The following is a 12,380-nucleotide window of genomic DNA, read 5'->3' on the forward strand; positions in this document are numbered from 1 at the left end:
GTTGCACCCGTGGATATGGAGTCCGCGGCATTCTACTGGAAATGGAAAGCCCTATGGATATCACTGAATTGCTGACGACAGGCGTGCGCCGTGGCGCGTCCGACCTGCATTTGTCGGCTGGCCTGGTACCGATGCTGAGAGTCGATGGCGAGGTCTGGCCACTGGACGGCCCGATACTTTCACCTACGCAAGTTGCGGATTTATTGAGCCCATTGCTCAATCTGCACCAGCAAAAGGATTTCGAAACATCTCTTGAAACGGATTTTGCCTTCGAGCTGCCCGGAGTGGGGCGGTTTCGCGCCAATGTGTTTCAGCAGGATCGTGGCATGGGAGCGGTGTTTCGCACCATACCGGCGCAAGTGCAGAGCCTGGAAAGCCTCGGGCTGGGCGAGGTTTTCCAACGGATCGCCCAGTTGCCGCGCGGGCTGGTATTGGTCACCGGGCCTACCGGCTCCGGCAAGTCCACGACGCTGGCGGCGATGATCGATTTTCTCAATCGGCATCGGCGTTATCACATCCTCACACTGGAAGACCCCATCGAGTTTATCCACAGGCCCAAAACGGCGCTGATCAACCAGCGCCAGGTGCATCGGGATACCCACAGTTTTTCAGCGGCTCTGCGTTCGGCCTTGCGTGAAGATCCGGATGTAATCCTGGTGGGTGAGTTGCGCGACCTGGAAACCATCCGCCTGGCGCTGACGGCGGCTGAGACCGGGCACCTGGTATTTGGCACCCTGCACACCTCGTCGGCCGCAAAGACTGTAGACAGGCTGGTGGACGTCTTCCCGGCCGGGGAAAAAGCCATGGTGCGCTCGATGCTGTCGGAGTCGCTAGAGGCGGTGGTGTCTCAGGTATTGGTGAAGAAGATTGGCGGCGGGCGCGTGGCGGCCCATGAAATCATGCTGAGCACGCCGGCGATTCGGAATTTGATCCGCGAGGACAAGGGCGCGCAGATGGTCTCGGCGATCCAGACCGGTGGGGCGTTGGGGATGAAGACGCTGGATATGAGTTTGAAGGCGCTGGTGGGCGAGGGGCTGATCAGCCGGGAAGATGCGCGGGATAAGGCGAGGGTGCCCGCAGATATCTGAAGGCTGATGAAATCAGTGTGGGAGCTGGCTTGCCTGCGATAGCGGACTGCCAGGCAACACCTTTGTCGGTTGGCACAGCGTCATCGCAGGCAAGCCAGCTCCCACATTTGATTGCATTTCAAAGGGGGAGCCAGCCGCCTTTAGGATCAGCGCTGAACAACCCGCAGGTTGTTGTTCTGCTCTTTCGGCAGAACCCGCTTGGCAATCACGTAGTTCTTGTCCCAAAACGGCTTTTTCAGCGTGTCGATGCTGACGGCCTTGCCACGACGCGGTGCGTGGATGAAACGGTCGTTGCCCAGGTAGATGGCAACGTGGTTGACCTGGCGGCTCTTCAATTTGAAGAACAACAGGTCGCCCGGTTTCAGGTCTTTGCGGTCTACCTTCAGGCCGTGGCCGGCGGCCATGGCGTTGGAGGTACGCGGCAAATCCACGGCTTTTACGTCGTTAAACGCATATTTCACCAAACCGCTGCAGTCGAACCCTTTACTTGGGCTGCTGCCGCCCCAACGATAAGGGGTACCGAGGACGTTAACGGCGCGGCTGAGGACGTTGCTGCTTTGCTTGGTGTTGACGGCCAGTTGGGTGTGAAGTGCTTTACCGTGGGCCTTGCTCACTTGAGTCGGGCGGTTGACGGTCAGCTTTACCGACTTGGCAGTGCTGGGTGTGCTGTGAACTTTAGGGGTGAAACCGTTAACGTTAGGAAGACGTTGCTCACGATTGGTGGCGTGGGCGGCCAGTGGCATTAATAGGCAGATGGTTAGCCATGTCTTGAAAAATGGTCGCATTAGGCGTGGCTCTTTTAGGTTTGCGCGCAACTTTATAACAGCTTTTTATGGCGTTTTCAGGCCGTTTGTCGACTGAACCCTGGGGTCAAATTCAGGAAAAACGCGACTAATTGCCGCAATTGTCCTACAGAAGTCAGGTGGCATAAGGCTTTGCGGGAAGGAAGATACCATTGGCCGTACGTCGGGCGCCCGTAAAAAAGTCACAAAGAAAATGAAAAAATTTATCTATCGAGGCAAAAGAGGTCCTTCATGAACACCTATCGACAGGATTATTCCGGGCAAGACACCCACAGCAAGGTAATCGGTTACCTGCTCTGGATTTTCGGTTTTACCGGGGCGCATCGCTTCTATTACGGCAAACCCGTGACCGGGACGATCTGGTTTTTCACCTTCGGTCTGTTCGGTATTGGCTGGCTGATCGACTTGTTCCTGATCCCGGCCATGGACCGTGAAGCGGACCTGCGGTTTACCGCTGGCCCCATTGAATACAACGTGGCCTGGATCCTGTTGGCGTTTCTCGGGGTATTTGGCGTGCACCGCATGTACCAGGGCAAATGGATCACCGGGCTGATCTATCTGCTGACCGGCGGCTTGTTCCTGGTGGGGGTGCTGTATGACTTCTGGACGTTGAATACGCAGATTTCGATCCGCAATGCCGAGCGCAATGGCGGACGCTAAGTCTCTCAAACCTTATAGAGAACCCAATGTGGGAGCGGGCTTGCTCGCGAAGGCGTAGGGTCAGTCACTGAAGATGTCGACTGATCCACCGCCTTCGCGAGCAAGCCCGCTCCCACATTTTTTACCGTGCCCGCTTTAGGCCTGGTAGCTGATCCGTCCATCTACCAATGTGTAGCGCACCGTCGCCGGCAGGCTATGCCCGATGAACGGGCAGTTTTCACCCTTCGACAGCCACTGCTCCCCGGCAACCGTTGAACTGCCCAAGTCAAACAGCACCAGATCCGCCGCCGAACCCACCGCCAACTTGCCCGCAGGCAGGCGCAGCGCCTGGGCCGGGCCCGCGCTCAGGCGCGTCAGCAGCGTCGGCAAGTCCAGCAAGCCGTCCTCCACCAGCGTCATCGCCAACGGCAGCAACAGCTCGACGCTGCTGATGCCCGGTTCTGTCGCACCAAACGGCGCCAGCTTCGCATCGCGCTCATGAGGCTGGTGATGGCTGGAAATTGCCGACACCACGCCGGACTTCACCGCCGCGCGCAAACCGTCACGGTCGGCGCGGGTGCGCAGTGGCGGTTGCACGTGGTAGAGGCTGGAGAAATCGATCAGCGCCTCATCCGTCAAAATCAGCTGGTACAGCGCCACATCCGCCGTCACCGGCAGGCCGCGAGCCTGGGCCTGGGCGATCAGGGCCACGCCGCGTGCGCTGGTCAGTTGGCTGAAGTGTGCCCTTACGCCGCTTTGCTCGACCAGCAACAGGTCGCGGGCCAACGCCACGGTTTCAGCGGTTTCCGGAATGCCCGGCAAACCCAGGAAACTGGCGACGGCACCTTCATGGGCCAGGCCGCCTTCGGCCAGGTCACGGTCCTGGGAGTGGAAAATCACCGTCAAATCGAAGGTGGCCGCGTATTCCAGGGCGCGCAACAGGGTGCGGGTACTGCGGAAGCTCTCCAGGCCATTGCCGAAAGCCACGCAACCGGCGTCGCGCAAGGCGATCAGTTCGGCGAGTTGCTCGCCTTCCAAGCCTTTGCTCAGCGCGCCGATAGGAAACACTTTGCAATTGCCGGCTTCACGGGCGCGGTCGAGGATCAGCTCGGTCACGGCCGAGGTGTCGAGGATCGGCTTGGTGTGCGGCGGGCAGCACAGGCTGGTCACGCCACCGGCGGCGGCGGCGCGGGTTTCACTGGTGATAGTGCCTTTGCGGCTGTAACCCGGTTCGCGCAGGGCGACGTTCAGGTCGACGAGGCCAGGCGCAGCCACCAGACCCTTGGCGTCGATGGTCTCGCTGGCGCTGAAACCCGCGGGCGCAGCGCCGATGGCAATGATCTTGCCGGCTTCCAGGTGCAGATCGGTAACTTGATCCAGGCCGCTGGCCGGATCGATGACTCGGGCGCCGAGAATGCTGAGCTTCACTGGGCGTTCTCCTGCTCGAATTGACGTTGCGCGGTTTGCCCGCTCATGGCCATGGACATCACCGCCATGCGGATCGCGATGCCGTAGGTCACCTGATTCAGAATCACCGACTGCGGCCCGTCGGCCACTGCCGACTCAATTTCAACGCCGCGGTTGATCGGGCCCGGGTGCATCACGATGGCGTCCGGTTTGGCGCCGGCCAGGCGTGCGGTGGTCAGGCCGAACAAGCGGTAGAACTCACCCTCGCTCGGCAGCAGGCCACCGGCCATGCGCTCGCGTTGCAGGCGCAACATGATCACCACGTCCACATCCTTGAGGCCTTCGGCCATGTCGGTGTAAACCTTGACGCCGTATTGCTCGATGCCGATCGGCAGCAGGGTTTTGGGTGCGATCACACGGATGTCCGGGCAACCCAGGGCTTTAAGGGCCAACATGTTCGAACGGGCGACCCGTGAGTGCAGGATATCGCCGACGATGGCCACCGAAAGGTTTTCAAAGCTGCCCTTGTGCCGACGGATGGTGAGCATGTCGAGCATGCCCTGGGTCGGGTGGGCGTGGCGGCCATCGCCGCCGTTGATGATCGCTACCTGCGGGCACACGTGCTCGGCGATGAAATGCGCGGCGCCGGAGTCGCCGTGGCGTACCACGAACATGTCGGCGGCCATGGCTTCCAGATTGCGCAGGGTGTCGAGCAGGGTTTCGCCCTTGCTCGCGGATGAAGTGGACACGTTCAGCGTGATCACGTCAGCCGACAACCGCTGGGCGGCCAGTTCAAAGGTGGTGCGGGTGCGGGTCGAGTTCTCGAAGAACACATTGCAGATGGTCTTGCCGCGCAGCAGCGGGACCTTCTTCACCGCGCGGCCACCGACTTCGAGGAACGAGTCGGCGGTGTCGAGGATTTCAGTGAGCAGTTCGCGGGGCAAACCGTCGAGGGACAAGAAGTGTTGCAACTGGCCCTGAGCATTGAGCTGCAGCGGGCGCTTGGCATCTAGAGGCGTCATCGCGGGGACTCTGTACAAGGCGGTTTAAAGGGCAAGGTCTTGCAGTTCGAGTTCGAGCGGCGTAGGACCGGACAATTTTACCCGCTGATGGGCTTCCAGCGACAGTGTGGCGCCAACCACGTCCGGGCTGATCGGCAATTCACCGGCGTCCAGATCCAGCAGGCACACCAGGGTCACGCTGGCGGGGCGGCCGTAGTCGAACAGTTCGTTCAGGGCGGCGCGGATGGTACGGCCGCTCATCAGTACGTCGTCGATCAGCACCAGGTGCTGGCCTTCGATCTCGAACGGCAGGGCCGACGGGCGCACTTGCGGGTGCAGGCCGTTCTGGCTGAAGTCGTCACGGTAGAAGGACACATCCAGCGTGCCCAGCGGCGAGTCGCTCCCCAGTTCGTCCAACAGGGCCTGGGCCACCCACACGCCGCCGGTGCGAATGCCGATGAAGCGCGGCTCGCTGATGGCACGTTGTTGCAGATGGGCCGTGAGGCTTGTGGCCATCTGGCTGATCAGTTCGGCGGGGTTCGGCAGGCTCATGCAGGCTCCTTCAGGACCTTGGCGCAGGCAAGGTCCGGGCTCAAACGTAAAAAGACGCGGCAAGCCGCGTCAGTCAGGATTCAAATAAAGCCGTGTTTTCATCCAGCCAACCCTGCAACAGCAGAGCGGCGGCGATGGCGTCCACGGGGTTGTCGCGGTAGCTGCCTTTCTGCCCGCCACGGTCACGGCGCTCACCCTTGGCTTCAAAGGTGGTCAGGCGTTCATCGTGGGTATAGAAGGGCAGGTTGTAGCGGCCATTGAGGCGGCGGGCGAATTTCTCGGCGCGCAGGCACATGTCGCTGGGCGTGCCGTCCATGTTCAACGGCAGGCCGACGACGACGGCGTCAGGCTTCCACTCTTTAATCAGGGCTTCGACCTGGTTCCAGTCCGGCACGCCGTTCTGGGCTTTCAAGGTGCACAGCTCGCGGGCCTGGCCGGTGATGACCTGGCCGACGGCGACGCCGATCTGTTTGGTGCCGTAGTCAAAACCCAGGATCAAGCGCAAGGCCATCAGGCGTGCCCCGCCTGGCTGGTCAGCAGGCTGAGGTTGACGCGCAGCTTGGCGGCGGCCGCTTCCAGGCGCAGTTCACTGGGGGTGTTGAACAGGATGGCCGCGTCGAACGGGCAGGTCAGCCAGGCGTTACTCGCCAGTTCAGCTTCCAGTTGCCCGGCTTCCCAGCCGGCATAGCCGAGGGTGATCACGCTTTGCTCGGGCCCCACGCCGTCGGCAATCGCGAACAGCACGTCCTGCGAGGTGGACAGCGATACGCCTTCAAGGTCGACCGTGGCCTGAAATTTCGGCCCGGTGGGGTGCAGCACAAAACCGCGATCGGTCTGCACCGGCCCGCCGATGTAGATCGGCACGCTTTGGCAACGGGCGGGCGGATCGATCTCCGGTCGCAACTGCTCAAGGATATCCGCCAGGTTCAGCTCCTGCGGGCGGTTGACCACCAATCCCATTGCACCATTGGCCGTGTGCTCGACGATATAGGTCAAGGTTTGCGCAAAGTTCGGGTCGGCCATATGGGGCATGGCGATCAGGAATTGGTGCTTGAGGTAGGTCGGGCTGACATTTTTCATGTCCACTAGTGTGGCGGTGGAGGGGCGAACTGACAAGCCTGATCATCTGTAGGCAGCCGTCTGTGGCGAGGGAGCTTGCTCCCGCTGGACTGCGCAGCAGGCCCAGTTTTTGGGGCCGCTACGCGCCCCAACGGGAGCAAGCTCCCTCGCCACAGGTAAAGCAGCTCTTGAGGCCTCAGTTGCTGGACAGCCGATCCCCCCGGGCAAACTTCCAGGTGCGGATGATTTCCAGGCGATCGATGTCGTTCAGGTCGCCGGTGAAGGGTGCGAAAGGCGCAGCCAGGCGTACGATGCGCTGGGCGGCCTGGTCCAGCAACGGCTGGCCGGATGACTCGAGCACCTGCACTTCATAGAGCGAACCGTCGCGGTTGATCGACACCAAAAGGCGCAAATTGCCGTAAATCTGCTGGCGCCGCGCCTCGTCCGGGTAGTTGAGGTTGCCGATGCGCTCAACCTTCTTGCGCCACTCGTCCTTATACCAGGCGCCTTTGTCACGCATGGTCGAGGCCGCGTTCAGGCGGTAGATGCGCGGGCGCTTGGCGTACAGCTGTTGTTCGTTGGCCAGTTCGGCTTCAAGGCTGGAAATCTGGTCGGACAGCTGCGAGCTGTCGAAGGTCGGCGCCGGCTTGACGGGCTCGGGCGTCGGCTCGGTCTTGGTTTTCTCGCGCTGGGTCGGGGCTTTTTGTGGTTTGGGCGCGACGGTTGTCACCGCAGCCTTGGGCGCGGCCTGCTTCACTTCGGGCTTGGGCGCCGGTGGCGGCGTGACTTTATTGACCTTGTTGTCCTGGAAGGGCGCCACTTCGGTGGTCTTGGGCACCGCCTTTTTGTCCAGCGTGCCGCTGCCCTGCTGATTGTCCTGGGCGAGAAAGTCAGCTTTTTCGGGCTTTTTTTCGCTCTTGAACGTGGCGAGGGTGATTTCCAGGGTTTTGGTGATCTGCTTGGGTTCGGCAAAGGTGAAACCCAGGCCGAGGATCAAGGCAAGGTGGATCAACGCGGCGAGAAACAGGGTAAATCCGAGCCGATCAGCCGGGCGCACGCCGCTGTGGGAGAGTTCGGGGGGCAGTTCGGACGGGAGTGTCATGACAAAAAAACCAACATCGCGCGTTTCACAGGTGGCGCATGATAACGCAATGTTGGTGCGTGTCCGGCTGTTCTATGTCACTTGGCTTGTAGCTTGCGCTCAATGGCCGCCATCAGCATTTCGCCGATGTTCGTGCCAAATGCGTTGTCGATCTCGCGGATACAGGTCGGGCTGGTGACGTTGATTTCAGTGAGGTTCTCACCGATTACGTCCAATCCTACAAATAGCAGGCCTTTTTCCCGCAGGGTCGGGCCGACCTGGGCTGCGATCCAGCGATCCTTGTCTGTCAGCGGGCGGGCTTCACCCCGGCCACCGGCCGCCAGGTTACCGCGCGTCTCGCCCGCTGCCGGAATGCGTGCCAGGCAGTAATCCACCGGCTCGCCGTCGATCATCAAAATGCGCTTGTCGCCGTCCTTGATCGCCGGAATGTACGCCTGGCCCATGATCTGCTGGGTGCCCAGCGCCGTCAGGGTTTCCAGGATCACCGAGAGGTTCGGGTCGCCGGCGCGGTGACGGAAGATCGAGGTGCCGCCCATGCCGTCCAGCGGCTTGAGGATCACGTCGCCGTGTTTGGCGGCGAATTCACGCAGCACGTCGGCGCGGCGGCTGACTACGGTCGGTGGCGTGCACTGCGGGAACAGGGTGGCGAACAGCTTTTCATTGCAGTCGCGCAGGCTCTGCGGCTTGTTGACGATCAGCACGCCAGCGCGTTCGGCCTGCTCCAGCAGGTAGGTGGAATAGACGAACTCCATGTCGAACGGCGGATCCTTGCGCATCAGGATCACATCGAGGTCGGCCAGCGGGCTGTCGATCTCATCTGCAAGTTCGAACCACTTTTCAGGGTTGGCGAACACCTGCAGCGGGCGCATGCGGGCACGGGCCTCGCCGTCGCCCTGGTAAAGGTCGCGCTGCTCCATATAGAACAGGGTCCAGCCGCGAGCCTGAGCGGCCAGGAGCATGGCCAGCGAGCTGTCCTTTTTATAGGAAATGCTGGCGATAGGGTCCATGACAATGCCGACGCGAACGCTCATGGGGGATTTCCTCTAGCAAATAAGGGCGCATAAAAGTGGCGTCAGAGTGGCGCTGCGGCTGTTGCGGGTCAAGGAAAAACCACCGGGCCGGTTGCTCGATAGATTGCGCCCGGAGACTGTGCTAAAAAGACTGCCACAGCGCAGCAGCCCTTGAATTCCAAGGCTTGCGGCGTTCATCCTGTGAGACATCAGGCAGTACACACCGAAAACCGATTCGCTGTGGCGATGGTAGAGCAGATATGGAACAGCATTCCAACGCCTTGAGAGTGATGGTGATCGACGACTCGAAAACGATCCGTCGCACCGCCGAGACACTGTTGAAGAACATGGGGTGCGACGTCATCACCGCCATCGACGGTTTCGATGCGCTGGCCCGGATTGTTGATCATCACCCGCACATTATCTTTGTCGACATTATGATGCCGCGCCTGGATGGCTATCAGACCTGCGCGCTGGTGAAGAACAACCCGGCGTTCAAATCGATCCCGGTGATCATGCTGTCCTCCAAGGATGGCCTGTTCGACAAGGCCAAGGGGCGTATCGTGGGTGTCGATCAGTTTTTGACCAAGCCTTTCAGCAAGGAAGAACTGCTGGGCGCGATCAAGGCCTACGTGCCTGCCTTCGCCGCAGTAGAACAAGCACACTGACGCTGCCTCACAAGGGCTGGCGCCGACCAATGTAGTGGGGAAAACCATGGCACGTGTTCTGATCGTCGACGATTCGCCGACCGAAATGTACAAACTGACCGGCATGCTGGAAAAGCACGGCCATCAGGTTCTGAAAGCCGAAAACGGCGCGGACGGCGTGGCCCTGGCCCGTCAGGAAAAACCCGACGCCGTGCTGATGGACATCGTGATGCCCGGCCTCAACGGCTTCCAGGCCACCCGCCAGTTGTCCAAGGAGCCGGAAACCAACGGTATCCCGATCATCATCATCACCACCAAAGACCAGGAAACCGACAAGATCTGGGGCGCGCGCCAGGGCGCCAAGGATTACCTGACCAAGCCGGTGGACGAAGAAACCCTGATCGCCACCCTGAACAAGGTGCTGGCCGGCTGACGGCACGCCATCATGACCGAGTCGCAAACCGCCTTCGAGCTGCTGCTGGACATCGACCGCCGCTGCCGCCTGCTGGCCGCCGACCTGCCGTCCCAGGAAACCCGCCTGCAACGCTGGAGCGGCATTGGCTTCCGCCTGGGGCCGCATCTGTATGTGGCGCCCATGGGCGAAGTTGCCGAGGTGTTGCACGAGCCGCGTTGCACGTTGATGCCGGGCGTCAAACCCTGGGTCAAAGGCGTGGCCAACCTGCGTGGGCGCTTGCTGCCGGTGATGGATCTGGGTGGTTTTCTTGGCCTGGAACTGTCCCGCGCGCGCAAACAGCGACGGGTGCTGGTGGTGGAGTTCGATGACCTGTTTGTCGGGCTGTTGGTGGACGAGGTGGTGGGTATGCAGCATTTCGCACAAGACGCACTGTTGACGACCGCCGCCCCCGGCACGCCGTTTATTCAGGGGCGCTTCGACGGCGACCCGCTGTGGCAGGTCTTCAGCCCCTTCGCTCTGGCCCAGGCCCCAGGCTTCATGGACGTTGCCGCATGACCACCGTCACCCCGACCAAACCCCAGGCCGCGTCGCGCAGCCGTTCGCAGATCATCGTGCTGTTTATCGCGTTGATCGTGTTCATCATGCTGCTGTTCGCCAACTTCGCCTACCTCAACACCCAGTCCACCTACGACAAGCAGTACATCGGCCATGCCGGTGAATTGCGCGTGCTGTCCCAGCGCATCGCCAAAAACGCCACTGAAGCTGCCGCCGGCAAGGCTGCCGCGTTCAAGCTGCTGGGCGATGCGCGCAACGACTTCGCCCAGCGTTGGGGTTACCTGAAAAAAGGCGACGTCGAAACGGGCCTGCCCGCTGCGCCCAATGCAGTGCGCGCCGAAATGCGCGCGGTGCAGACCGACTGGGAGGCGCTGCTGAAAAACACTGACGCGATTCTCGCCAGCGAACAGACCGTGCTGTCGTTGCACCAAGTGGCCGCAACCCTCGCCGAAACCGTGCCGCAACTGCAGGTGGAGTCGGAGAAGGTCGTCGACATCCTGCTGCAACGCGGCGCCCCGGCCAGCCAGGTGGCACTGGCCCAGCGCCAATCACTGCTGGCCGAGCGGATCCTCGGCGCGGTGAACACTGTGTTGGCCGGCGACGAAACCGCCGTGCAGGCCGCCGACGCCTTTGGTCGCGACGCCAACCGCTTCGGCCAGGTGCTTAACGGCATGCTCCAGGGCAACCCCGGCCTGCGCATCAGCCAAGTCGAAGACCACGACGCGCGCGCGCGGCTGGCGGAAATTGCCGAGCTGTTCGAGTTTGTCTCAGGCTCCGTGGATGAAATTCTCGAAACCTCGCCGCAGCTGTTTCAAGTACGTGCCTCGGCGAGCAACATTTTCAACCTGTCGCAAACCCTGCTCGATGAAGCCTCGCACCTCGCCACCGGCTTTGAAAACCTCGCCAGCGGTCGCAGTTTCGACACCATCGGCGGCTACGTGCTGGGCCTGCTGGCGTTGACCTCAATCATCCTGATCGGCCTGGTGATGGTGCGCGAGACCAACCGCCAACTGCATGAAACCGCCGAGAAGAATGAGCGCAACCAGAACGCGATCATGCGCCTGCTCGATGAAATCGAAGACCTGGCCGACGGCGACCTCACGGTGACGGCTTCGGTGACCGAAGACTTCACCGGCACCATCGCCGATTCCATCAATTATTCCGTGGATCAGCTGCGCGACCTGGTGGCCACCATCAACCTCACCGCCGGGCAAGTCGCCGGTGCGGTACAGGACACCCAGGCCACCGCCATGCACCTGGCCCAGGCTTCGGAGCATCAGGCCCAGCAGATTGCCGAGGCGTCCACCGCGATCAACCAGATGGCCCAGTCCATCGATCAAGTGTCGGCTAACGCGGCGGAATCCTCGGCGGTAGCGGAGCGCTCGGTGGAAATCGCCAACAAGGGCAACGAGGTGGTGCACAACACCATCCACGGCATGGACAACATTCGCGAGCAGATCCAGGACACCGCCAAGCGCATCAAACGCCTGGGCGAGTCATCCCAGGAAATTGGCGATATCGTCAGCCTGATCGACGACATTGCCGACCAGACCAACATCCTCGCCCTCAACGCCGCGATCCAGGCCAGCATGGCCGGGGATGCCGGGCGCGGTTTTGCCGTGGTGGCGGACGAAGTGCAGCGGCTGGCCGAGCGCTCATCGGCGGCCACGCGGCAGATTGAAACCCTGGTGCGGGCGATCCAGACCGACACCAATGAAGCCGTGATTTCCATGGAGCAGACCACCACCGAAGTGGTGCGCGGCGCGCGGCTGGCTCAGGATGCGGGGGTGGCGCTGGAAGAAATTGAAGGCGTCTCGAAAACCCTGGCGGCGTTGATTCAAAGCATTTCGAATGCGGCGCAGCAGCAAACGTCATCGGCGGGGCAGATTTCCTTGACCATGAACGTGATTCAGCAGATCACCACGCAGACGTCTTCTGGCTCGACGGCGACTGCCGAGAGCATCGGCAACCTGGCGAAAATGGCCAGTCAGTTGCGCAGGTCGGTGTCGGGTTTCACCTTGCCGCCGCCCAAGCAAGTCGATGATTGAAATGCAATGCAACTGTGGGAGCTGGCTTGCCTGCGATAGCGATCTCCCAGCTGG

At 61.4% G+C, this 12,380-nt stretch carries 14 protein-coding genes; 6 read left to right on the plus strand and 8 right to left on the minus strand.

Going from position 1 to position 12,380, the window contains the following annotated elements:
- Positions 1-53 precede the first annotated feature (53 nt).
- Positions 54-1,088, plus strand: a complete 1,035-nt coding sequence (locus AB4P94_RS08365; protein WP_395610161.1) for a type IV pilus twitching motility protein PilT — start codon at positions 54-56, stop codon at positions 1,086-1,088.
- Between the two features lie 146 nt (positions 1,089-1,234).
- On the opposite strand, the gene AB4P94_RS08370 is transcribed toward AB4P94_RS08365, so the two are convergent.
- The gene (locus AB4P94_RS08370) at positions 1,235-1,873 is read right to left on the minus strand and encodes a C40 family peptidase (RefSeq protein ID WP_016972951.1); all 639 of its coding nucleotides are present in this window, start codon (positions 1,871-1,873) and stop codon (positions 1,235-1,237) included.
- A gap of 249 nt (positions 1,874-2,122) precedes the next feature.
- Here AB4P94_RS08370 and AB4P94_RS08375 point away from each other — a divergent pair, with 249 nt between their 5' ends.
- The gene (locus tag AB4P94_RS08375) at positions 2,123-2,551 is read left to right on the plus strand and encodes an NINE protein (RefSeq protein WP_395610162.1); all 429 of its coding nucleotides are present in this window, start codon (positions 2,123-2,125) and stop codon (positions 2,549-2,551) included.
- A gap of 135 nt (positions 2,552-2,686) precedes the next feature.
- Here AB4P94_RS08375 and AB4P94_RS08380 read toward each other — a convergent pair whose 3' ends face one another.
- The 7 genes from AB4P94_RS08380 to gshB form a co-directional block, all read right to left on the minus strand.
- Entirely contained in the window at positions 2,687-3,958 is a 1,272-nt protein-coding gene (locus AB4P94_RS08380) for a dihydroorotase (protein ID WP_395610163.1), read from the minus strand.
- Positions 3,955-4,959, minus strand: coding sequence for an aspartate carbamoyltransferase catalytic subunit (locus tag AB4P94_RS08385; RefSeq protein ID WP_395610164.1), 1,005 nt, complete (start codon positions 4,957-4,959; stop codon positions 3,955-3,957). Before AB4P94_RS08385 ends, AB4P94_RS08380 begins: the two co-directional genes overlap by 4 nt.
- 24 nt (positions 4,960-4,983) lie before the next feature.
- Entirely contained in the window at positions 4,984-5,490 is a 507-nt protein-coding gene (gene pyrR, locus AB4P94_RS08390; protein ID WP_395610165.1) for a bifunctional pyr operon transcriptional regulator/uracil phosphoribosyltransferase PyrR, read from the minus strand.
- 73 nt (positions 5,491-5,563) lie between these two features.
- Positions 5,564-6,001 (minus strand): Holliday junction resolvase RuvX, encoded by a 438-nt coding sequence (ruvX, locus tag AB4P94_RS08395; protein ID WP_003195067.1) that lies wholly within the window; start codon positions 5,999-6,001, stop codon positions 5,564-5,566.
- On the minus strand, positions 6,001-6,570 hold the full coding sequence (locus AB4P94_RS08400) for a YqgE/AlgH family protein (protein ID WP_395611311.1): 570 nt from the start codon (positions 6,568-6,570) through the stop codon (positions 6,001-6,003). Before AB4P94_RS08400 ends, ruvX begins: the two co-directional genes overlap by 1 nt.
- Positions 6,571-6,745: 175 nt before the next feature.
- Positions 6,746-7,651: a TonB family protein gene (locus AB4P94_RS08405; protein WP_395610166.1), complete on the minus strand. Its 906-nt coding sequence runs from the start codon at positions 7,649-7,651 to the stop codon at positions 6,746-6,748.
- Positions 7,652-7,728: 77 nt separating this feature from the next.
- Complete coding sequence (gene gshB, locus AB4P94_RS08410) at positions 7,729-8,682, minus strand: glutathione synthase (RefSeq protein WP_395610167.1); 954 nt, start codon at positions 8,680-8,682, stop codon at positions 7,729-7,731.
- A 239-nt stretch (positions 8,683-8,921) separates the two neighbouring features.
- Between gshB and pilG the strand changes: the two genes are divergently transcribed.
- From pilG to AB4P94_RS08430, 4 genes are read left to right on the plus strand one after another with little or no spacing between them, the layout of a single operon-like run.
- Positions 8,922-9,329, plus strand: a complete 408-nt coding sequence (pilG, locus tag AB4P94_RS08415; RefSeq protein WP_395610168.1) for a twitching motility response regulator PilG — start codon at positions 8,922-8,924, stop codon at positions 9,327-9,329.
- A 46-nt stretch (positions 9,330-9,375) separates the two neighbouring features.
- Positions 9,376-9,741 (plus strand): twitching motility response regulator PilH, encoded by a 366-nt coding sequence (gene pilH / locus AB4P94_RS08420; protein WP_014720320.1) that lies wholly within the window; start codon positions 9,376-9,378, stop codon positions 9,739-9,741.
- Between the two features lie 12 nt (positions 9,742-9,753).
- A complete protein-coding gene (locus AB4P94_RS08425; protein WP_395610169.1) occupies positions 9,754-10,278 on the plus strand; it encodes a chemotaxis protein CheW in 525 nt (174 codons plus the stop codon).
- On the plus strand, positions 10,275-12,326 hold the full coding sequence (locus AB4P94_RS08430; protein ID WP_395610170.1) for a methyl-accepting chemotaxis protein: 2,052 nt from the start codon (positions 10,275-10,277) through the stop codon (positions 12,324-12,326). Before AB4P94_RS08425 ends, AB4P94_RS08430 begins: the two co-directional genes overlap by 4 nt.
- Positions 12,327-12,380 lie beyond the last annotated feature (54 nt).

This window comes from Pseudomonas sp. B22129 (assembly GCF_044218875.1).
Lineage (GTDB): Bacteria > Pseudomonadota > Gammaproteobacteria > Pseudomonadales > Pseudomonadaceae > Aquipseudomonas.

Bases quoted from the DNA above. Each gene is read 5' to 3' on its own strand.
- AB4P94_RS08365 (WP_395610161.1), top strand. From the start codon at position 54: ATGGATATCACTGAATTGCTGACGACAGGCGTGCGCCGTGGCGCGTCC.
- AB4P94_RS08370 (WP_016972951.1), bottom strand. From the start codon at position 1,873: ATGCGACCATTTTTCAAGACATGGCTAACCATCTGCCTATTAATGCCA.
- AB4P94_RS08375 (WP_395610162.1), top strand. From the start codon at position 2,123: ATGAACACCTATCGACAGGATTATTCCGGGCAAGACACCCACAGCAAG.
- AB4P94_RS08385 (WP_395610164.1), bottom strand. From the start codon at position 4,959: ATGACGCCTCTAGATGCCAAGCGCCCGCTGCAGCTCAATGCTCAGGGC.
- pyrR (WP_395610165.1), bottom strand. From the start codon at position 5,490: ATGAGCCTGCCGAACCCCGCCGAACTGATCAGCCAGATGGCCACAAGC.
- ruvX (WP_003195067.1), bottom strand. From the start codon at position 6,001: ATGGCCTTGCGCTTGATCCTGGGTTTTGACTACGGCACCAAACAGATC.
- AB4P94_RS08400 (WP_395611311.1), bottom strand. From the start codon at position 6,570: ATGAAAAATGTCAGCCCGACCTACCTCAAGCACCAATTCCTGATCGCC.
- AB4P94_RS08405 (WP_395610166.1), bottom strand. From the start codon at position 7,651: ATGACACTCCCGTCCGAACTGCCCCCCGAACTCTCCCACAGCGGCGTG.
- gshB (WP_395610167.1), bottom strand. From the start codon at position 8,682: ATGAGCGTTCGCGTCGGCATTGTCATGGACCCTATCGCCAGCATTTCC.
- pilG (WP_395610168.1), top strand. From the start codon at position 8,922: ATGGAACAGCATTCCAACGCCTTGAGAGTGATGGTGATCGACGACTCG.
- pilH (WP_014720320.1), top strand. From the start codon at position 9,376: ATGGCACGTGTTCTGATCGTCGACGATTCGCCGACCGAAATGTACAAA.
- AB4P94_RS08425 (WP_395610169.1), top strand. From the start codon at position 9,754: ATGACCGAGTCGCAAACCGCCTTCGAGCTGCTGCTGGACATCGACCGC.
- AB4P94_RS08430 (WP_395610170.1), top strand. From the start codon at position 10,275: ATGACCACCGTCACCCCGACCAAACCCCAGGCCGCGTCGCGCAGCCGT.